The following is a 19,526-nucleotide window of genomic DNA, read 5'->3' on the forward strand; positions in this document are numbered from 1 at the left end:
GAGGCCGCTGGTCAGGTCGCTGTCCCAGGCGTCGGCGATCATCTGCCGCATCGCCCTGACCAGGACATCCGCCGGCGCTTCTGTGGTGCCGCGCTCGGCGACCGCGCTCAGCGCGAGGTCGATCCGTACGTCGGCCTTGGCGAAGAGCACGTCCTCCTTGGCCAGGAAGTGGAGAAAGAAGGTGCGGGTGGACACTTCGGCGATATCGGCAACGGTGACCGCTTCGTCCCCTTGCCCCGACTTTCCACATACCCGCTTACCTGTGCCTCGCAGGCCAGAAAGGCAAGGGTGACTGAGGGTGGACTACTTCACCAGTCACAATTAAGACATTACGCGCGTTCAATGAAGAAGTCCGCAAGGCAGTTGTCCGACCGACGGCGATTCCGACACCATACCGAAGATGGGCCGACGCTCGACACAGCGGGCGATACTCGCCGCGCTGGCCATCGCCTCACTGGCGGCGATCGTGATCGTACTTACGCGTGCGTTGAAGGCGGACGCCAAGGCCACCGTCAACGATCTCGTCATCCTCGGCGTGGCCATAATTCCGTGGACGGTCGCCATAATCGCCTGGGCCCGGCGACCGCCGGCCGCCCCGATCAATGTGAACGCCGCCGCTGACGATCTGGCCTCCCTGGTCAAAGAGCAATGGCGGGCCGAGGCACGACATCGTCGGCTCAATGACCCGAAACCGATTCCCGTCCCCTGGCGGATGGCCGAAAATCTGGAAAGTACCAGCCGATCCCACCTGATCGGCCCAGACTTCTCCGCCTTTACCGGGCACAGCGATGATGTGCCGGGGCTCATCGGCTTCTTCCGCGAACTGGGCCAGCGACGATTGATCATCATCGGCGACCCGGGCACGGGAAAGACCACGCTGGCCATGCAGTTGCTCCTGGGCCTTCTGGACATCCGTGCTGAGCACAAACAGTCGGCCCGGCCCGATGAGATCGTCCCGGTGCCCGTACTGATCCCGATCAGCGGGTGGGATACGAAAATCCACCCTTACCTGCAAGACTGGCTCGCCGTACGACTGGCTCACGACTATCCGGCCCTCGCCACGGCCGCGCACGGGAAGGGTGTGTTCGCCCGGCTCGTCCGGGAGGGGCACATCCTTCCCGTCCTGGACGGCCTCGATGAAATCGAGGAATCAGCGAGCGCAGAAGTGATCAGGAGACTCAACGCCTCCCTGGACACGAACGCCCAACTGATCCTCACCAGTCGCCGCGCCGAGTGGGAACGCGCGATCGCCTCCGCAGGGCGTCCACTGAACGCGGGGGCCACCATCGCCCCCCTGGTGCTCTCCCAGCCCGCCGGCGCGAGCTATTTGGGTGACTGCCTGGCCGCGTCGCCTCCGGAGACCTGGAAACGCGTACTGGCGGCATTGGGCGACGATACCGCCCCACGCCTGACCGCACTCGATCTATGGTTGATCCGCACGGTCTATGTGGACACCGGTAAAGACCCCGGCCTCTTGCTCGAACTGCTGGCCTCGAACCGGGCTCCTGCCGAGCTTCGGGCCCATCTCCTGAACGAACTCATTCCCTCGCTCATCGAGACCCGATCGCCCAGCACCGACCCTGCCGACCATTTCCGGCCGTCGCGCAGGCTGGATCCGTCCACCACCCTGCGCTATCTGACCTTTCTGGCCCGCCGCTTCCCGCCGCCCGGTGACATCACCTGGTGGCGGCTCGCCCGCACGTCGCGTGGATTTCCACTCAAAGTGGGAGTGGCGATCTTTCTGTGCTCGGTACCGGTGTTCTGTGTCACTGGCGGAATCGCCGGGGTGTTATGGGCGGGGCTGGCCGGGTCCTCCATCCTCGACTCATTGCTGGCGGGCCTGTTAGCAGGCGCGCAGCTTGGTTCCCCGCTCGGAATGGCATTCGGGGCGGCGGCGGCGATCGCGGCCATTAGTCGTCCAAAGGAGCGGACGCCGGCGAGCCGACCGCGTGTCTGGGCGCGCAAGGTGGCACGCGGGCTGCTTCCCGGAGCCGCGGCCGAAGCCACTGTGGGAGTGTGGGGATGGGCCGTCACGGAAAGCCCTGAGTGGTTCTTGTACGGGCTCATCAGCGCTTTCGCCATTGGGGCCGTGGCGACCGATTCATGGGGCGATGATCTGCCCGGCTATATGGGATTTCGGCTACGCCGACGTTCAAAGACCCGCTCGCTGCCTCGCGAACTGCTGCGCGGAGTGGGGTTCGGAGTGCTGCTCGGCTCGCTGTGCGGGCTGCTGTTCGGGCTGCCGTTCGGGGTCGAACTGGGGCTTCTATACGCCTTCCTCGGCGGGATCATGTTCGGAGTGGCGTTCGGGCCGGTGATCGGACTGATCAGGTGGACGGAACGCCCGCTGGCCGACGAGGTCAGCACCCCGCAGTCCAGCCATCGCGCCGACCGTCACCTCACCTTCCTCCGGGTGATCATGACCGCCACGCTCTTCGGGCTCACCATCGGCGCGGCGGTGGCCGTACCGATGTCCCTCGTCCTCAGTATGTTCAGCGATGTGGACTACGTATCCGGGTCCGCCATCGGGCCCGCCATCGGATTCGGATTCGGGTTCGGGTTCGCCATCGGATTCGGATTCGGCTGGCTGTTCGGGCTGGTGGCCGGAAAGCATCATGCCTGGCTGGCGCTGACGTTCACGGTCGTGCCGCTGGCCCTCGTCGGGAAACTGCCCTGGCGGTTCATGAGTTTCCTGGACGATGCCCATCGGCTGGGGTTGCTGCGGGCGGTCGGTCCGGTGTACCAGTTCCGGCATGCCGCCCTGCACGACCATCTCGCCCGGGGGGCTCACCCGCTCTCACCACGACGGGACGTGACAAGGGCCATCGCCTGATGCATCGCCTCGCGGACCGCCTCGGGCGGGTCGCCGCGCTGGAGGGCGGCGAGGGTGGCGGCGCTGACGGCGCCGATGGCAGCGCCGACCAGGGCGGCGGCGCTGACCTCGTCGAGGTCGCGCGGGTACGCCTGGTGCAGGGCGCGGGACAGGTCGGTCTGGGCGGCCATGTAGCGCTGGAGGAGGCGGGCCTGGAGCACCGGTGCGGACACCGCGAGGCGGGCCCGTAGGGCGGCCAGGCCGCTGGTCAGGTCGCTGTCCCAGGTGTCGGCGATCATCTGCTCCATCGCCCTGTCCAGCACGTCGGCCAGTCGGTCCGTGTCGCCGCGCTCGGCGACCGCGCTCAGCGCGAGGTCGATCCGTACGTCGGCGTTGGCGAAGAGCACGTCCTCCTTGGCCGGGAAGTGGAGAAAGAAGGTGCGGGTGGACACCTCGGCCGCCTCGGCGATCTCGGCCACGGTGACCGCTTCGTACCCCTTCTCGGCGAACAGGCGGACCGCCGCCTCGACCAGCGCCTGCCGCGTGCGCTGCTTCTTCCGCTCCCGCAGGCCGGGGCTCTCCGTCGTCATTGCCACATGCTATTGCATCTTGTGCATCACTTCATTCAGTGTAGTGTTACATCGAGTGAAGCGAGTTGGAGGAGGAGAGGGACATGGGGAGCCTGGACGGACGCGTCGTACTCATCACCGGCGCGGGGCGCGGCATCGGCCGTGAAGAGGCGCTGTACTTCGCCGGGGAGGGCGCGAAGGTCGTCGTCAACGACCCCGGGGTCGCCATCGACGGCAGCGGCGGCGACACGGGCGTCGCGGCGGCGGTGGTGGAGGAGATCACCGCGCGCGGCGGGCAGGCGGTCGCCAACACCGACAGCGTCACCGACTGGGAGGGCGCCCGGCGGATGGTCGAGACGGCCGTGGACACGTTCGGTGACCTGCACGTACTCATCAACAACGCCACCATCGAGCGCAACCGGGGCATGGCCGACCTGAGCGAGGAGGACTTCGATGTGGTGGTCGCGGTCAAGCTGAAGGGCACGTTCGCGGTCACCCGCTGGGCGGCCCGGTACTGGCGCGAGCGGCACGCGGCCGGTGAGCGCGTGGACCGCGCGGTCATCAACACCTCGTCGGGCTCGGGCCTGCTCAACCCGCTGCCCGCGCAGTCGTCCTACGCGGCCGGGAACGCGGGCGTCGCGGCGATGACCACGGTCGGGGCGCTGGAGCTGGGCCGGTACGGCGTGCGGGTCAACTGCATCTCGCCGTCGATGGCGCGTACCAGGCTCACGCTGGAGGTTCCCGGGATGAGCGAGAAGCCGGCCGACGGGTTCGACCCGCTGAGCCCGGCCGCCAGCGCGCCTGTGGCGGCCTACCTGGCCTCGGCCGGGTGCCCGCTGACCGGGCAGGTGCTGTCGGTCCGTGCCGGGTCGGTGGCCGTGAACCACCCGTGGTCGCGCGGGGACCGGGTGCACAAGGACGGGCTGTGGACGGTGGAGGAGCTGGCCGAGGCGATGAAGGGGGTGTCGGTGGACGACCCCTTCGACAAGCTGGCCCAGGCGCTGGGCGGGGCCCTGGGGACCACCGGGCACGCGCAGATCCAGGAAATGATCGATGCCCTGCTGGACGGGGGATCGTCGGAGGGCTGACCGGAAAACGCGGTTGAAACGCACCGGGTGCGGGCCTTGCCCGCGCCCGGTTCGGTCGTGGCGATGATGTGGATGATGTGTTCGGAATGCAGGACTTGGTCCCCTTTTTCGCGCCATCGCGGTCACGCACAACTCATAATGATCTTTTGCGACACGGCTTAAACTGGTCGGGCACCAGGGGGTCACCGGTTTACTCTCTGCGCGGGAGGCTTGCATGCAGGTAGGCGGCAAGGTCTGGCACATGTACCTTCCGGACGAGCCCCGCGTCTCAGAGGTGGCCGAATGGGAGCGCAGGGCGGCGCGGAGGGCGGCGACCGGCTACATCGTGACACCCAACGTCTTCGGCCACCCGGTGGACCAGGTGTGCCCGTACTGCAAGGTCAAGGTCGTGATGACGCCGATGGAAAAGACGCTTTGAATGGCCGAATGCCGTCCATGCAAGGGTGTGGGCACCATCACGGAGCGCATTCGCGTCAAGGACCCGCAAACCGGTGAGGTTCATTACGAAGTGAGCACGAAGACGTGCAAATTCTGTGGTGGCACCGGGCGGCGCGGTTAGCCGCACCCCGCGAAACCCGGGCACCGGGCCGGGACCGGCGACGGTGGGCGGCGTTCAGTGGGCATGCCGTACTGAACAGCGCCCTCACGCGGAGGCGATCACGCTGAGCCAGCGGTCCACCGGGCCTGCGGTGAGCAGGCCGCTGCCCGCGCCCGCGAGCTGACCCGCGGCGGGCCGCAGCCGGGCATGGACCTGTTCGAGCACGAGCCGGTCCCCCAGCTCCAGGGCGACCGCCGCCTGCACGCAGCACAACGCCTCATAAAGCAGGTCGGGAGGCGGTTCCGGCAGCGCGCGCAGCGTGGTCCGGGCCTCGGTGCGGCGGCCGGAGCGCAGCAGGGCGTACGGCTCGGCCCAGGCCGCGTACGGCCCCCAGTCCGCGTCCGGGTCGATGTGCCCCGCCGCCTCCCCGGCGGACAGCGGATCATCCGCCAGCCGCAGGCACAGCAGCGCCAGCGCCGGCAGCCCCCGCTCCACGCCCGGCATCCCCGCGCCCTCCAGCCGCCGGGCGGCGGCCCGATAGGCGTCCTCGGCCTGCGCGAAGTCCCCCCGGACCGCCGGCCGCAGCGCCCGGTACCACTCGGTGAACACGCCCGCGAGCGGCCGTTCGTGCCGCTCGGCCAGCAGGTCCACGGCGGCGGCGTGCTCGTCGGCCGCGCCCAGGTCACCGAGCGCGCTGAGCGCCTGTACGCGGATCAGGTGCCCGAGGATCTCGTACGTCACCATGCCGTGCCGGGGCGCGAGATCGAGCAGTTCCGCGCCGATCGCGGCCCGCTGCGGCGCGAGCCCGGCGCGGGTGCACGACTGCGCGTACATCCCGTCCAGGGCGAACGCCAGCAGCGCCGGATCGGCGAGGGCGCGGGCGATCCCCTCGGCCTCGCGGGCGGCCCGCGGACCGCGCGGGGAGCGGACGCCGCGCGTCTCCAGCGCGACCGTGACCAGCAGGCGGCAACGTAGGGCCGCGTGCGGCCCGCCGGTCGGCAGGGCGGCCAGCGTGCGCTCCGCGATGGCCGCGATCCGCGCGGACTCCTCCGGATCGTCGCTGCGCGGCCAGATGGTCGGCACGTCGTACGCGCCGATCACCCGGGCCGTCAGCTCCGGGTCACCGAACTCCTCCGCCGCCGCGATCGCCGCCATCCGGTGCTCCCTGGCCGCCCGCAGCCCGCCGCCCCCGGCCATCGCGAGGTCGCGCAGCAGCCCCACGCTGGACTCCAGCCGGGCGCGGGCGCCCACGGCGACCGCACGGTCGTACGCCTGCGCCGTACGCGCCCAAAGCTCGCCCGCCGACGCCGGGCCGTAGGGCCGGTCCAGCCGAGGGTCCTGCGCCAGGATGTCGGCGTGCAGGCGGCGCAGCTCCGGGCCGGGGTCGATGCCCAGCTCATCGGCGAGGACGGTCCTGGCCCGGCGCAGTACGGCCAGCGCGTCGCCCTGGCGGCCCGTCCGATACAGCGCCAGCGCGAGCAGCCGCCAGGCCCCCTCGCGCCAGGGGTGTTCGGTCAGGTGGGCGTCCAGGTCGGGCACCGCGTCGGCGGCCAGGCCGAGCGCCAGCCGGGCCTCCGCCCGTCGTTCGACGGCCTGGAGCCGGAGTTCGCCGAGCCGGGAACGTTCGGCGCGGGTCCACTCCTCCTGGGCGAACTCCGCGTACGCGGGCCCGCGCCAGTCCGCCAGCGCCGCCTCGATCCGGCCGAGCGCCTGCGCGGGAGGCAGCGCCGCCGCGTCGGCGACGGCGGCCTCGAACCGCCAGGCGTCCACGTCGCCGGGCGCGGCGCGCAGCGCGTAGCCGGGGCCCTCGGTGACCAGCAGACGGGCGGGCGATCTGGGCGGGCGTTCGGGTTCGAGTACGCGGCGCAGCGCGCCCACGAAGGTCTGCACCGCGCCGACGGCTCCGGGCCCTGGGTCGTCCCACAGGTCCGTGACCAGGCCGGACACCGGTACCACCCGGCGGCGGGCGATGATCAGCCGGGCCAGTACGGCGCGGTGCCGGGGCCCTTTCAGACCCAGCGCGACGCCACCGCGCTCGGCCACCACCGGCCCGAGCACCCCGAACGCGACCCGCTCCGCCACCGCCTCTCACCACCTCCCGGCACCACGGTAGGGGGCTGACGCTGACCGGATGCTGATTCGCGGGTTGCAGGCTCGGTGGTGTCCGCCATCCGGCGGTTCGCTTCAAGGAGGTTCGCCATGGCACCGACCATCTCCGGTTTCGACTACCAGCGCGTGCGGGTGAGCGGCGATGTCGCGCTGAACGTGGCGGTGGGCGGCTCGGGTCCGCCGATCGTGCTGTTGCACGGCTTTCCGCAGACCCATTTGATGTGGCGGCATGTCGCGGGCGATCTCGCGGCCGACTACACGGTCATCTGTCCTGATCTGCGGGGGTACGGGGCCAGCGACAAGCCCGTCGGGGCTGATCCTGATCTCTATGCGAAGCGGACGATGGCGGCTGATGTGGTCGGCCTGGGCCGGGCGCTCGGCCATGAGCGCTTCGCGCTGGCCGGGCACGACCGGGGGGCCTTGGTCGCCTTCCGCGCCGGGCTCGACCACCCTGACGTGGTGACTCACCTGGCCTGCTTGGACGTGCTTCCGACTCTGGACATGTGGGAGGTGATGCGGGGGACGAGCGCGGCGGTGGGGTTCCATCTGTATCTGATGGCGCAGCCGCCGGGGCTGCCGGAGAAGATGATCGGGGCCGCGCCGGATGTCTTCTTCGGGCACTTCCTGGATGTCTGGGGCGGGGGGCCGGGTGCTGTGCCTAGTAAGGTTCGGGCGGCGTACTTGGCGGCCTGCCGGGAGGCGGTGCCATCGATCGTGGCCGATTACCGGGCTTCGGCGACCGTTGACGTCGAGCACGACCAGGTGGCCAGGGAGGCGGGGGCGCGGCTGGCGATGCCGGTCAGCGTGGTTCAGCAGGACTGGGGGGCGGCGCTGGGGTATGACGCTCGGGCGGTCTGGGCGGCTTGGGCGCCTGATCTGGTTCACACCACCGTGTCGTGCGGGCACTTCATGGCGGAGGAGGACCCTGAACTGATCGCGGGCGAACTCCGGGGGCTTTTGCGCCGGTGAGACATGGCCTCGTATCGGCGCGCCGGTTCAGGTGTGCACCTCGCCTATGTGGATATGCGAAAGGCTGTCCTGACCGGGAACTCCCACGGGATCCGCGGCCGGGTGGAAGTCGTGTCGGGTGCTCCTGGCGACTTCTCGTCACGTTCCTTTGGCCGCTTGAAGTCAGGTCAGGGGCGTCTCCATCGGACTCGGGCCGGGCCTGATGCCGCGAAAGAACGCCTGGTCATGCGGATACGGCACCTCGCTCCGGGGGCCGAAAGGCGCTCACGCCTGCCGGAAATGCCGTGGGCGGCAGAGGGCATAGGTTGGGCCTTTGACGGCCTGACGAGAGGGAGCAGATGTCCTTTACCGAGGAAGAGATCGAGTATCTTCGCTCGCAGCCGGTCGGGCGGTTGGCGACCGTGGGCGGGGAGGGGCAGCCGGATGCCGTTCCGGTCGCGGTCGAGTATGACGGCGCCTTTTTGTGGGTCGGCGGGGGTGCCACGGTCACTCGGACGCGGAAGTTCCGGAACGTCGGCGCGGGGCATGACAAGGTGGCTCTTGTCATCGATGACGTGCTCTCGATGGACCCGTTCATCGCCCGTGGGCTACGGATCTACGGGCTCGCGGAGCAACCGTTCGAGCGGGTCGGCATGGTCGGGCCGGGGACGTATATCCGCATCACTCCGACGGTGTCGTGGAGCTGGAACCTCTCGGGGAAGCCGGTGGGGGACGATTGGTACGAGATGCGGAAGGCCGTTCATTCCCCTCCTTCGGCGTAGTGGTACGCGGGCAGGGGACGACGTTGTGATCAAGGCCGGGCCATGAGGGCGTGCCGCCGAGTGGTGTAGGCGGGAATCTTCGTATCGGGACATCGCACAGGCCGGCCGGCCCAGGCTGCGGGGAACGCCCACCACTTCCCGGGACGCGATGCGGGCCCCCGCCATCTGACCTGCGCCTGACGGACGCGTGGATCGATTGCGGCATGTCAGCGTTTACCGGATCTACCGGACGCCCCGTGAGTAACCGGGGGCGCAAGCGTCGGGCGAAGCCCGACCGGGGAAGATCGTCCGAGCGTAGCGCGGCCGATTGCGCGCGGAGCGCGGGACGACGCCCGTAGGGCGGCGGGAATGGAACAACGGCCTACACGTTCAACGGCGCGAGGGCTGGCGAGGGCTCGTTTCGGCCAGCGCTCGAACGGCGAGGAAGCCCCGCGCACGCGAAACCCGGGAACAGGGCTCAACTGGCGACGGCGGGCGGCGGGCACCACGGCTCTGCCGTACTGCAGTTTGCAGACTCCGACGTGCGCGTACGGCACGGCCCCCGGCACGAACGTCGGGCGAAGCCCGACCCAGGAAGCTCGTCCGAGCGTAGCGAGGCCCAAAGCGCGCGGAGCGCGACACACCCGCGAAGCGGGGGCGACGCCCGGAGGGCGGTGGGGGCGGCGGTGGGTAACGGTGGTCAACTTGCCAACGGTGTGACGGGCACGCGGGTTTGGGCCGTTTGGCCGGTGGGCGAACGGCGAGGGAGCACCGCGCACGCGAAACCTGGGAACAGGGCTCAACTGGCGACGGTGGGCGGCAGGTACCACGGCTCTGCCGTACTGCAGTTTGCAGACTCCGATGTGCGCTTAGGGCACCACCTGGGCATGGGCGTCGGGCGAAGCCCGGCCCGGGAAGATCGTCCGAGCGTAGCGAGGCCCAATGCGCGTGTGGCGCAGGCGCTGGGGCGGGGGAGGGGAATTGTGCGTGGGGCTGTACGGCGAGGGGGAGTTGTATAGCGGGGAACGGACATTGGCGGATGGAACGGGCGGGGGTGGCGAGTCTCGGAAAGGGGGAATTACCGGAAGGGGCGGCCCGGCGTTGGGCGGTTGGCGGGAGTGGTTACCCTGGCGGGCATGAGTGCTGAGCCCGTATTCGAGGATGTCGACATCCACACCACGGCGGGGAAAATCGCCGATCTGGAGCGCCGGATGTACGAGGCCGCGCATGCGGGCTCGGCACGGGCCGTGGAGAAGCAACACGCCAAGGGCAAGATGACCGCCCGGGAACGGGTCATGGCGTTCCTCGACGAGGGCAGCTTCGTGGAGTTCGACGAGTTCGCCAGGCACCGGTCCTCGGCGTTCGGGCTGGACCGTGAGCGCCCCTACGGCGACGGCGTGGTGACCGGTCACGGCACGGTGGACGGCCGGCCGGTCGCGGTGTTCTCGCAGGACTTCACGGTGTTCGGCGGGTCGCTCGGCGAGGTGTTCGGCGAGAAGATCGTCAAGGTGATGGACCACGCGCTCAAGACCGGCTGCCCGGTGGTCGGCATAAACGACTCGGGCGGCGCGCGCATCCAGGAGGGCGTCGTCAGCCTCGGCCTCTACGCGGAGATCTTCAAGCGGAACGTCCACGCCTCCGGCGTGATCCCGCAGATCTCGCTGATCATGGGCCCGTGCGCGGGCGGCGCGGTGTACTCCCCCGCCCTGACCGACTTCGTCCTGATGGTGAAGGAGAAGTCGCACATGTTCATCACCGGCCCGGACGTGATCAAGACCGTCACCGGCGAAGAGGTCTCCTTCGAGGAGCTGGGCGGCGCGCACACCCACAACTCCCGCTCCGGCGTGGCGCACTTCGAGGCGGCCGACGAGGAGGAGTGCCTGGAGTTCGCCCGCACGCTGCTCTCCTACCTCCCCGGCAACAACCTCGACGAGGGCCCCTCCTACGACGTGACCCCCGTCCTTGAGGTCACGGATGAGGACCGCGAGCTGGACACGCTCATCCCCGACTCCGCCAACCAGCCCTACGACATGCAGGAAGTCCTCGCCCACGTGCTCGACGACGGCGAGTTCCTGGAGGTGCACGCCCAGTTCGCGCCCAACATCGTGGTCGGCTTCGGCCGCGTGGAGGGCCGGTCCGTCGGGGTCGTGGCCAATCAGCCGATGAGCCTGGCCGGGACGCTGGACATCGGCGCGTCGGAAAAAGCCGCGCGATTTGTCCGTACCTGCGATGCGTTCAATATCCCCGTTCTCACATTTGTTGATGTTCCCGGATTCCTTCCCGGAACCGATCAAGAATGGAACGGAATCATCCGCCGCGGGGCCAAGCTCCTCTACGCCTACGCCGAGGCGACCGTCCCGCTGGTCACGGTGATCACCCGCAAGGCGTACGGCGGGGCGTACGACGTCATGGGCTCCAAGCACCTCGGCGCGGACATCAACCTCGCCTGGCCCACCGCCCAGATCGCGGTGATGGGCGCGCAGGGCGCGGTCAACATCCTCTACCGGCGCGAACTCGCCACCGCCGAAGACCCCGACGCCGCCCGTGCCCGGTTCACCACCGAGTACGAGGACACGCTGGCCAACCCCTACCTGGCCGCCGAGCGCGGTTACGTGGACGCGGTGATCCGCCCTTCCGACACCCGCGTCCAGGTGACCAGGGCGCTGCGCGCGCTGCGCAACAAGCGCGCCACCCTGCCGCCCAAGAAGCACGGCAACATCCCTCTTTAGCGGGCGATTTAGCGAGCGACCTTTCTGGGCAGGAGACGTGCGGGAGGACGGAACATGCCAGATGCCGACATGAACATCGTTCGCGGTGACGCCACGGCGGAGGAGATCGCCGCCGTCGTGCTGGCGATCGCCCGGCGGGCGACACCCCCGAAGGCACCGTCCGCGAGAAAGACCGACCCTTGGAGGGATCCGACCCATAGGATGCGAAAGCCACTGGCCCATGGGCTCGGCGCTTGGCGAAGCGGTTCTCTACCGATTTAGACCGGAGGATCCCCCAGACAGGGTGTCAACTTCCTCAAGTGTTGGGACTATCTAGAAATGGGCGAATATAGTCAGCCGATCATCTAGTCCCGAGGCCTGGAGGACGACATGGCCATCCCGGACCTCTTGCCACATGCCGTGGTCGCCAAGTACGCGGTCCTCGTAGACGTCGGCTATCTCTATGCCGCCGCGGGCGAGGTCATCCTCGGGGCCAAGGAGCGCAAGGAATATCGCGTCGCCGCCGACGAGCTGATCCAGGCGCTGCAGAAGCACGCCGAAGATCGCATCTCCGGCGAACTACTGCGGATCTACTGGTACGACGCGGCCCGCGACCGCGTCCCCACCGTCGACCAGCGCGTCATCGCCCAGCTTCCCTGGGTGAAGGTGCGGCTGGGCAACCTCAACGCGCGCGGCCAGCAGAAGGGCGTGGACGCCCAGATCAGGAGCGATCTGGAGGCACTGGCCCGGCACCACGCGGTCAGCGACACGATACTGCTGGCGGGCGATGAGGACATGGTCCCGGCGGTGGAGGCCGCCCAGGCGTACGGGGTGCGGGTGCACCTGTGGGGCGTGGAGCCCCCGTACGGCACCAACCAGGCCGAGCGCCTGGTGTGGGAGTCCGACACGGTGGAGGTCATAAACGCCGACTTCCTGCGGCCCTACTTCAGCCGCGCGCCGCAGGCCGCGGTGCCGCCCGTGCCGGTCACGCCGTCCCCGGCGCAGGTGTTCGCCGGGCGCGCGCCGCTGGCCGCCAAACCACCGGTCAAACAGGGCCAGGTGGCCAAACTCGGCCCGAACCGCCCGCACGTCGAGGAGGTCGGCGAGCACGTCGCGCAGAAGTGGATCCTCACCCGTGGCCGCGACAACATCCGCGACCTGCTGCCCGGCCCCATCCTGCCCACGGTCATCGACACCGAGCTGCTGATCGAGGCGGAGAAGGAGCTGGGCCACTCGCTGCGGCCCTATCCAGAGGCCCGGGTGTGGTTGCGCGACGGGTTCTGGGCGCGCGTCTACCGCGAGTTCGATCTCGGGGTGGGCGTGTCCAGCAAGTGAGGCGGGGCGCGTTCCCGCAGGTCACCGCGTACAGGTCCGAAACCCGCCAGTCATGGCCTCTGGCATGCGGATACCGTGGAAAGCATGTTGTTGAAGGCGGATATCTCCGGCCTGGACTTCGACGCCTGTTACCGTGCCGCGTCGGCCAGGGACGCGCGGTTCGACGGCCGCTTCTACACGGCGGTCAGCACGACGCGCATCTACTGCCGGCCGATCTGCCCGGCCCGGACTCCCGCCCGGCGTAATGTCAGATTCTACCGGCATGCCGCCGCCGCGGAGGCGGCCGGGTTCCGGCCGTGCAAGCGGTGCAGGCCCGAGCTGAGCCCCGGCGACCCCGGATGGAACGTCCGGGGCGACCTGGTCGGCCGGGCACTGCGGCTGATCGACGAGGGCGTCGTGGACGACTTCGGGATCAGCGGCCTGGCCGCGCGGCTGCACATCACCGAGCGCCACCTGCACCGGCTGTTCACCACCGAGCTGGGCGCGGGGCCGCTCGCGGTGGCCCGTACCAAGCGGCTGCTGCTGGCCAAGCAACTGCTCACCGAGACCGCGCTGCCGGTCACCGACGTGGCGTTCGCGGCGGGGTTCGGCAGCGTGCGGCAGTTCAACGCCACGATGAAGGAGACGTACGGCTTCGCGCCGAGCGAGCTGCGCGCCACGGCCGGCGGCCCCCGGCCTGAGACCACGGAGACGAAGGTCCCGCTGAGCCTGCGGCTGCACCACCGCCGTCCCTACGACCCGGTGAGCCTGCTCCGCTTCCTGGCGATGCGGGCGATCCCCGGCGTGGAGGAGGTGGACGACACCACCTACACCCGGGCCGTGCCCGGCGGCTCGGTCACGGTGACCGTCGCGGACGGCCATCTCAGGCTGACCGCGTCGGTCTCCGACACCCGGCACCTGGCGCGCATCGTGGCCCGCTCCCGGCGGCTGTTCGACCTGGACGCCGACCCGGAGGCGGTCGGCGAGGCGCTGTCGGAGACGGCGCTGCGCCCGCTGGTCACGGCACGGCCGGGGCTGCGGGTGCCGGGCGCGTGGGACGGCTTCGAGGTGGCCGTACGGGCGGTCGTCGGGCAGCAGATCTCCGTGGCCGGCGCGCGTACGATACTCGGGCGCATCGCCGGGCGCGCCGGAAGCGACGGCCTGTTCCCCACCGCGGAACAGCTCGCCGCGGCCGACCTCACCGGGCTCGGCCTGACCGGCCGCAGGATGACCACGCTGCGGGTCCTCGGCGAGCGGGTGGCGTCCGGGGAGATCGACCTGGACGGCGCGCAGGAGCCGGGCGAGGCCGTGACGGAGCTGCTGGCGATCCCCGGCATCGGGCCGTGGACCACCAGCTACATCGCCATGCGCGCGCTGCGCGACCCGGACGCCTGGCCCGGCGGCGACCTCGGCCTGCGCAAGGCCATGGCCTGCCTGAACATTCCGGAAGAACACATCGAGCGGTGGCGGCCCTGGCGGGCCTACGCCGCGATGCACCTGTGGAGTTCCTCATGATCCGAGCACAGATACTGCCGACGCCCCCCGGTCCGCTGTCCCTGCTGGTCCGTGACGGCGTACTGGTGGCGGCGGGGTTCACTGCGGACCCCAAGGAGATGTTCGACCGCCTCAAGCCCGAGGTGCGCGCGGAGGGCCTGGAGGTCGTGGACGACCTCGGCGCGCCCGCCCAGGCGGTACGCGACTACCTGGCGGGCGACCTCGCCGCGCTGGACGCGATCCCGGTGAGCCAGCCGGGCAGCGACCGGCGGCAGCGGCTGCTCGCGGCGCTGCGGGCGGTGCCGGCGGGCGTCACGGTCACGTACGCCGAGCTGGCCGAACGCGCCGGGATGCCGCGTACGGCGGCCAGGGCGGCGGGCGGCGCGTGCGCGCAGAACCTGATCGCGCCGTTCGTGCCCTGCCATCGGGTACTTCCCGCGGGGGGCGGATTCGGCGGCTACTACTACGGCACCCCGGTCAAGGAGTGGCTGATCGCCCACGAGGCCGGCAGGGCCTGACCGCACCGGCCCCGGCGTCCACAGGGGTACGCCGGGGCCGGTCGGACGTCAGGAGCCGGAGCCGGACTCCCGCACGGTGGTCTGCACCTCGCCCACCGGTATGGAACGGGTGGCCGACACCTCGATGTCCTCATAGGCGAACTGAGGGTCGGAGGTGACCCCCCAGGCCGTCGTCGCGGTCAGCACGTACGCGCCGCCGGGCTGCCCGTCCGACGCACGCTTGTATATGATCCCGCACTTCAGCGGCTGACCCTTCGAGTAGGTCTGCCCGAGACCATCTCGGCAGTCCTCCGTGATGGACTCGGCTGCGGAGGTGCCGGGCTTGAGCGTCAGGCTCGTCAACCTGGCGGTGACGGTCGCGCTCGCCACATCGGGCAGGGTCGCGGTGACCGATCGGGTGGTCGCGCCCATCCCCGTCAGCCACACATAGGTGCCCAGTCTGACGTAGCTCTTCGTGCCCGGGCTCGTCCTGATCTTGAACTCCGGCACGGTGAGCGCCGCCCGCGCGATGTCGCGAAGCTCCTCGCGCGTGATCCCGCCCGGGGGCGTCTCCCCCGGCGGCACGAACACGAACGGCTCCAGCGCCGTCCAGCAGGCCATTCCGTTGGGGTCCTTGTTGTTGTAGGCGGGACGCCACCAGCGGCCCTTCTTGCCGACCTGATCGGAGAACTGCTTGATGTACTTCTTGAAGTCGTCCTCGGTCGCGTTCGGCTGCAGCTTGAAGAAGTAGGGCCGTACCTCCTCCTGCTCCTTCAGCATCTGGTCGGCGTCCGGCCCCGGCTCGTACCAGCACGGCCGCTTCAGCCGGAAGCCGTCGCCGCGCTTGCCCCCGATCCCGTTGCCGCTCAGGATGATCTGCGAGTGCGTCAGTTCGATCCCGACGGTCCGGCCGTCCTGGTACTTCTGGCCCTTGGGGTCGTCGGCGGCGGCGGTACCGGCCATACCGGCCGTGGTGAGCGCGAGCGCGCCCACGCCGAGCAGCACGAGCAGACGAGGCGTCACAGGCGTCATCGTCGGCATCCCTTCGCGCGTTCGTTCGTCAGTTCGGCGTAGCGGAACAGCTTGATCCGCCAGTTGCCGTCGTCGCCCCGGCGGACTCCGGCCGACTGGAGGTAAACGGACTCGCCGTCCGCGCCGGGCTCGGCGGGCAGGTCGTCCCCGGTGCGGGCGTCGACGTACCGGACCTGCGTCTCGTCCACGCACACGTCCACCTGAGCGGCCCGGTCCTGCTCACTGCTGACCTTGAGCCCGAACAGGCGGGCGGTGCCGCGCACCGACCGCTTCTTGTCAAGATATTTCTTGACCCACTCGAAGGAGGTCTTCCCGGCCTCCAGCTCCATGAGGGTCATGTACTGCTCGTCGCGGCCCCGGGTCACGACGCCCCTGAACATCCCGGCGTAGGCGTCGCGGAAGGTCTCCAGCATCTCGGTGTGCTCGGGTGTGATGCCGCCCGGCCACTCGACGATGACCTTCAGGCCGGAGCCGACGGCCAGCGTCTCGGTGCGGGGGGCCGCGCCGGACGCGGTCGCGGAGCCGGCGGCCGGGCCGCCCTCGCCGCCGCCCGGAACGAAGGGCCGATCCGCGCCGGAGGCCGCGCATCCGGCGGTGAGCACCGCGGCGATCGCCGGCGCGATCAGCCCTCGCATGCCGATCACAGTAAGACGGCGCGGCACATCCGGGCCAGCGCTATATCCGGATTGGTATGACCCCGGCCGTCGCCGCACGTCAACCCCTTTCCTCAGATGTCATGCCGAGGGCACCGACTGGATGCGCCAGGCCGGATACAGCTCGTCGATCAGGGCCTCGGTCTCGGGGGCCATGCCGCCGCCGTAGGGGTGGGAGGCGGCCCGGCGGTGCAGGGCGTCCACGACCGCGCGCAGCCGGGCCGTGTCGCCGGTGGCGTGCGTGGCCCGCAGCAGGTCGCGCCACAGGCCCTCGTCGTCGGCGGCCAGCAGCAGCCCGGCGCGGACCGCGGCGACCGCTTCGGTGGCCTCGCCGCGGGCCAGCCGTACCTCGCACAGCCGGTGCGCGGCGTCGGCGACCTCGGCGGTCACGTCGTACTCAAGGTCGTCGTCGGCCAGCCAGGCGTACCGGCCGCGCGGGCGCGGGCTGAGCAGCGGCCCGCGTACCAGGCCGAGCGCCCGGTCCAGGAGCGCGGCCCGCCCGGCCGCGTCGCCGTGCGAGCGGCGGACCAGTTCGCGGAACAGCGTCCAGTCGGTGCGGACCTCCGGTCCCAGCCGCAACCGGCCCGCCCGGTCGGTGAACAGGTGGGGACGGCCCTCGGAGTCGTTGCCCAGCCAGCCCACGACCCGCTCGATCGTCGCGTCGCGCACGGCGGTCTGCACCCCGCGCGGCCACAGGACCCCGCCGAGCACCACCGGATGCACCCCACCCGGATGGGTGGACAGGTAGACGATCAGCTCGGCGGCGAGCGCCATCCTGCCCTCCTCCAGCGGTTCGGCGGCGGAGATCTCGATCGGGCCGAGGATGCGCACCTCCACTGCGGGCGGCCGGGCCTCGATCGGGGCCTCCCGCTCGGCGGAGAGCGGCTCGCCGTCGAAGCGCTCGGCCGTGCCGAACAGTTCGACCAGCGCGGCGTACTGGCGGCGGGGCAGCAGTTGCGCGTTCACCTCGAAGCCGAGGGCGTCCACCTTGGCCCGGCCCTCCTCGGTGATCTCCCACGTCCAGGTGGCGTGGTCCACGTCGCCCGCGACCACGTAACCGGCCGCCGTCCGGGTGCCCTCCCTGGCCAGCAGGGCCAGCCTGCGGGCCTCCTCGGGGCTCGGCGCGATGGCCGACAGCAGGTAGTGCGGCGGCCAGGCGGGGTCGGCGGCGCGGCCGTTGACCCGGCCGGTCAGTACCTCGCCCTCGCGTACCTGGTCGCGGACCCGCGCCTCCAGCTCGGGCAGCACCTCGGCCAGGCTGCCCGCGCAGGTGATCCGCTCGGGGGCGATGGCGGCCAGCTCGTCGCCGAATCCGACGAGCGTCACGTGCATCCGGTCCGACCAGCGGTTGGTGCCCAGCTCGACGGCCAGCGCGGCGAGCGCGGCCGTGGTGTTCGCGCCGGTGATGTTGATCAGGCCGTGCGCGGCCTCCAGGTCGACCAGTACGCGTCCGGACTCGTCGGTGCCCAGCGACACCAGTCCCGGGTACGGCGCGGCGGCGTCGGCGACGGAGTGCTCGTCGAGCATCCGTCCCTCGTGCGCGGCCAGCCGCCACACCCGGCCGCCGTCGTGCGCGGTCCAGGGCGCGGGCGGTTCCTCCTGCGGTGGGTGGATCCACAGGTCCAGGCTGGTCGCGGACAGGTGTGCGGCGTAGATGGTGGGCGGCGTACGTCCGCGCAGCGCGAGGTTGCGGCCCAGCACCCGCAGGCCGATGTCGAGCATCCGGGTGCCCGGCGCGTCGGCCCCGAGCCGCAGCGCCACCTCGGCCTGCGCGGCGTCGTCGCGGGGGCGGGCGATCCGGCGTCCGAAGGCCCTGCGCCAGAGCTGGGCCCTGCGCCGCCTGCCGAGCAGTACCAGCAGCCCGGCCGCGGCCAGCGACATCCCGGCGAGGTAGTGGCCGATGTCGAGGTGCAGGCCCTGCTCGGCGGCATCGCGCTCGGCGCGGGCACGGTCCTCCTCGGCGAGCTGGGCCCACCGGTCGTCGGCGGCCTGCCGCTCTTCGGGGGGCGGCTCCTGGGCGGCCTCCTCGCGTTCGGCCCGGGGCGTCTCGGCCTTCTCCTCCGGGAGGGCCGTTTCCGCTGGGAGGGCTTTTTGTGGCTCCTTGTGCTTTTCGGGGGTCTCGGCCTCGGCGCGCGGAGTGACGGCCTGGGTCTCGCCCGCGCCCTTGCCCGCGTCGTAGCGGGTGCTCCCGTCCAGCTCGGCGGGGCGGCCCCGGTGGTCGTCCAGGGTCTCGGCGCGCGGCTGGTCAGCGGGCACGATGTGCACGTTGACCGCGTCGTCGGGCATGTCCAGGACCCAGCCGGGGCGGATCAGGTCGGCCATGTGCAGGCGGGTGCCGTCCGGCTGTTCCTTGTGCTGGTTCAGCTTGAAGATCTCCGGGTACCTGCGGCCCTCGCCCAGGCACTTCTCGGCGATCTCCCACAGGCTCTCGTGGTGACGGCCGTGCGGCGGCTGCACCACGTAGACCTTCTTGGCCTTGCGCACCTCGTGCAGGACCTGCCGCTGCTCGGCGGCGGCGGCCGACTCCTGGTGGGTGACCGCCGCGACGGTGGTCACGTTCGGCTTGACGGGCGGGGCCTGGGCGCGTACCAGCGGGATGACCACGGCCGACGCGGTGAACAGCACCAGCGCCGCGGAGACCAGCCGGTTGGCCACCGCCTGCGTGCCGCCGGAGAACGGCACCCGGGCCGGCATGCCGACCCGCCGGATGCCCGCGTAGACCTCGACGGCCACGCAGATCAGCAGGCGGAACCAGACGATCCACAAGATGAGGTTCAGGATGGGGATCAGCGTGCTCGGCCCGACCTGGCTGGTGAGCAGGTCGATGTCGAGCAGCGCCGGGCCGATCGGCGGGCCGGTCAGGCGCAGCAGCGCGTACGGCACGCCGCCGACCAGCGCGACCAGCACCGCCAGTGCGCCCAGTCCGGTGACCACGTCTCCGAACGTGCGCCTGGTGGCGATGCGCTGCGGCTGTCGCGTCGGCATGCCCCTCCTTCCTATGCG

Annotated in this window: 15 protein-coding genes; 10 read left to right on the forward strand and 5 right to left on the reverse strand. The window is 70.6% G+C overall.

Annotated features, from left to right (window positions below):
- Positions 1 to 400 precede the first annotated feature (400 nt).
- Positions 401 to 2,833: an NACHT domain-containing protein gene (locus DP939_RS27105; RefSeq protein WP_113983592.1), complete on the forward strand. Its 2,433-nt coding sequence runs from the start codon at positions 401 to 403 to the stop codon at positions 2,831 to 2,833.
- Here the strand turns inward: DP939_RS27105 and DP939_RS27110 are convergent.
- A complete protein-coding gene (locus DP939_RS27110) occupies positions 2,788 to 3,402 on the reverse strand; it encodes a TetR/AcrR family transcriptional regulator (RefSeq protein WP_113983593.1) in 615 nt (204 codons plus the stop codon). The genes DP939_RS27105 and DP939_RS27110 overlap by 46 nt on opposite strands.
- Before the next feature lie 83 nt (positions 3,403 to 3,485).
- Between DP939_RS27110 and DP939_RS27115 the strand changes: the two genes are divergently transcribed.
- Both DP939_RS27115 and DP939_RS27120 read left to right on the forward strand, forming a co-directional pair.
- Positions 3,486 to 4,469, forward strand: a complete 984-nt coding sequence (locus DP939_RS27115) for an SDR family NAD(P)-dependent oxidoreductase (protein WP_113983594.1) — start codon at positions 3,486 to 3,488, stop codon at positions 4,467 to 4,469.
- A gap of 214 nt (positions 4,470 to 4,683) precedes the next feature.
- The gene (locus DP939_RS27120) at positions 4,684 to 4,887 is read left to right on the forward strand and encodes a hypothetical protein (protein ID WP_113983595.1); all 204 of its coding nucleotides are present in this window, start codon (positions 4,684 to 4,686) and stop codon (positions 4,885 to 4,887) included.
- Positions 4,888 to 5,112: 225 nt separating this feature from the next.
- Here the strand turns inward: DP939_RS27120 and DP939_RS27125 are convergent, their stop codons facing one another.
- Positions 5,113 to 7,089 carry a BTAD domain-containing putative transcriptional regulator gene (locus DP939_RS27125; protein ID WP_113983596.1) on the reverse strand — a complete coding sequence of 659 codons (1,977 nt, stop codon included), beginning with the start codon at positions 7,087 to 7,089 and terminating at the stop codon, positions 5,113 to 5,115.
- Positions 7,090 to 7,206: 117 nt separating this feature from the next.
- Between DP939_RS27125 and DP939_RS27130 the strand changes: the two genes are divergently transcribed.
- From DP939_RS27130 to DP939_RS27160, 7 genes are all read left to right on the forward strand, one after another.
- Positions 7,207 to 8,085 carry an alpha/beta fold hydrolase gene (locus tag DP939_RS27130; protein WP_113983597.1) on the forward strand — a complete coding sequence of 293 codons (879 nt, stop codon included), beginning with the start codon at positions 7,207 to 7,209 and terminating at the stop codon, positions 8,083 to 8,085.
- A gap of 338 nt (positions 8,086 to 8,423) precedes the next feature.
- On the forward strand, positions 8,424 to 8,846 hold the full coding sequence (locus DP939_RS27135; protein WP_113983598.1) for a PPOX class F420-dependent oxidoreductase: 423 nt from the start codon (positions 8,424 to 8,426) through the stop codon (positions 8,844 to 8,846).
- A 1,115-nt stretch (positions 8,847 to 9,961) separates the two neighbouring features.
- Positions 9,962 to 11,554 carry an acyl-CoA carboxylase subunit beta gene (locus tag DP939_RS27140; protein WP_113983599.1) on the forward strand — a complete coding sequence of 531 codons (1,593 nt, stop codon included), beginning with the start codon at positions 9,962 to 9,964 and terminating at the stop codon, positions 11,552 to 11,554.
- Between the two features lie 69 nt (positions 11,555 to 11,623).
- A complete protein-coding gene (locus DP939_RS49365; RefSeq protein WP_225878531.1) occupies positions 11,624 to 11,815 on the forward strand; it encodes an acyl-CoA carboxylase subunit epsilon in 192 nt (63 codons plus the stop codon).
- A 108-nt stretch (positions 11,816 to 11,923) separates the two neighbouring features.
- Positions 11,924 to 12,868: an NYN domain-containing protein gene (locus tag DP939_RS27150; protein WP_113983601.1), complete on the forward strand. Its 945-nt coding sequence runs from the start codon at positions 11,924 to 11,926 to the stop codon at positions 12,866 to 12,868.
- An 84-nt stretch (positions 12,869 to 12,952) separates the two neighbouring features.
- Complete coding sequence (locus DP939_RS27155; protein WP_113983602.1) at positions 12,953 to 14,362, forward strand: DNA-3-methyladenine glycosylase 2 family protein; 1,410 nt, start codon at positions 12,953 to 12,955, stop codon at positions 14,360 to 14,362.
- Complete coding sequence (locus DP939_RS27160; RefSeq protein ID WP_113983644.1) at positions 14,359 to 14,859, forward strand: methylated-DNA--[protein]-cysteine S-methyltransferase; 501 nt, start codon at positions 14,359 to 14,361, stop codon at positions 14,857 to 14,859. Before DP939_RS27155 ends, DP939_RS27160 begins: the two co-directional genes overlap by 4 nt.
- Before the next feature lie 48 nt (positions 14,860 to 14,907).
- Here the strand turns inward: DP939_RS27160 and DP939_RS27165 are convergent, their stop codons facing one another.
- The 3 genes from DP939_RS27165 to DP939_RS27175 all read right to left on the reverse strand — a co-directional run bounded on the left by DP939_RS27165 (position 14,908) and on the right by DP939_RS27175 (position 19,508).
- Positions 14,908 to 15,870 carry a hypothetical protein gene (locus DP939_RS27165; RefSeq protein ID WP_147268160.1) on the reverse strand — a complete coding sequence of 321 codons (963 nt, stop codon included), beginning with the start codon at positions 15,868 to 15,870 and terminating at the stop codon, positions 14,908 to 14,910.
- On the reverse strand, positions 15,867 to 16,505 hold the full coding sequence (locus DP939_RS27170) for a hypothetical protein (protein ID WP_113983604.1): 639 nt from the start codon (positions 16,503 to 16,505) through the stop codon (positions 15,867 to 15,869). The genes DP939_RS27165 and DP939_RS27170 overlap by 4 nt, the downstream gene beginning before the upstream one ends.
- Before the next feature lie 99 nt (positions 16,506 to 16,604).
- Positions 16,605 to 19,508 (reverse strand): BTAD domain-containing putative transcriptional regulator, encoded by a 2,904-nt coding sequence (locus DP939_RS27175; protein ID WP_113983605.1) that lies wholly within the window; start codon positions 19,506 to 19,508, stop codon positions 16,605 to 16,607.
- Positions 19,509 to 19,526: the final 18 nt, after the last annotated feature.

The sequence above is a fragment of the Spongiactinospora rosea genome, assembly GCF_003315795.1.
GTDB lineage: Bacteria > Actinomycetota > Actinomycetes > Streptosporangiales > Streptosporangiaceae > Spongiactinospora > Spongiactinospora rosea.

Excerpts from the sequence above, each read along its gene's own strand:
- DP939_RS27130 (WP_113983597.1), top strand. The coding sequence starts at position 7,207 with ATGGCACCGACCATCTCCGGTTTCGACTACCAGCGCGTGCGGGTGAGC.
- DP939_RS27160 (WP_113983644.1), top strand. The coding sequence starts at position 14,359 with ATGATCCGAGCACAGATACTGCCGACGCCCCCCGGTCCGCTGTCCCTG.
- DP939_RS27105 (WP_113983592.1), top strand. The coding sequence starts at position 401 with ATGGGCCGACGCTCGACACAGCGGGCGATACTCGCCGCGCTGGCCATC.
- DP939_RS27150 (WP_113983601.1), top strand. The coding sequence starts at position 11,924 with ATGGCCATCCCGGACCTCTTGCCACATGCCGTGGTCGCCAAGTACGCG.
- DP939_RS27115 (WP_113983594.1), top strand. The coding sequence starts at position 3,486 with ATGGGGAGCCTGGACGGACGCGTCGTACTCATCACCGGCGCGGGGCGC.
- DP939_RS27140 (WP_113983599.1), top strand. The coding sequence starts at position 9,962 with ATGAGTGCTGAGCCCGTATTCGAGGATGTCGACATCCACACCACGGCG.
- DP939_RS49365 (WP_225878531.1), top strand. The coding sequence starts at position 11,624 with ATGAACATCGTTCGCGGTGACGCCACGGCGGAGGAGATCGCCGCCGTC.
- DP939_RS27110 (WP_113983593.1), bottom strand. The coding sequence starts at position 3,402 with ATGACGACGGAGAGCCCCGGCCTGCGGGAGCGGAAGAAGCAGCGCACG.
- DP939_RS27175 (WP_113983605.1), bottom strand. The coding sequence starts at position 19,508 with ATGCCGACGCGACAGCCGCAGCGCATCGCCACCAGGCGCACGTTCGGA.
- DP939_RS27155 (WP_113983602.1), top strand. The coding sequence starts at position 12,953 with ATGTTGTTGAAGGCGGATATCTCCGGCCTGGACTTCGACGCCTGTTAC.
- DP939_RS27165 (WP_147268160.1), bottom strand. The coding sequence starts at position 15,870 with ATGACGCCTGTGACGCCTCGTCTGCTCGTGCTGCTCGGCGTGGGCGCG.
- DP939_RS27135 (WP_113983598.1), top strand. The coding sequence starts at position 8,424 with ATGTCCTTTACCGAGGAAGAGATCGAGTATCTTCGCTCGCAGCCGGTC.
- DP939_RS27170 (WP_113983604.1), bottom strand. The coding sequence starts at position 16,505 with ATGCGAGGGCTGATCGCGCCGGCGATCGCCGCGGTGCTCACCGCCGGA.
- DP939_RS27120 (WP_113983595.1), top strand. The coding sequence starts at position 4,684 with ATGCAGGTAGGCGGCAAGGTCTGGCACATGTACCTTCCGGACGAGCCC.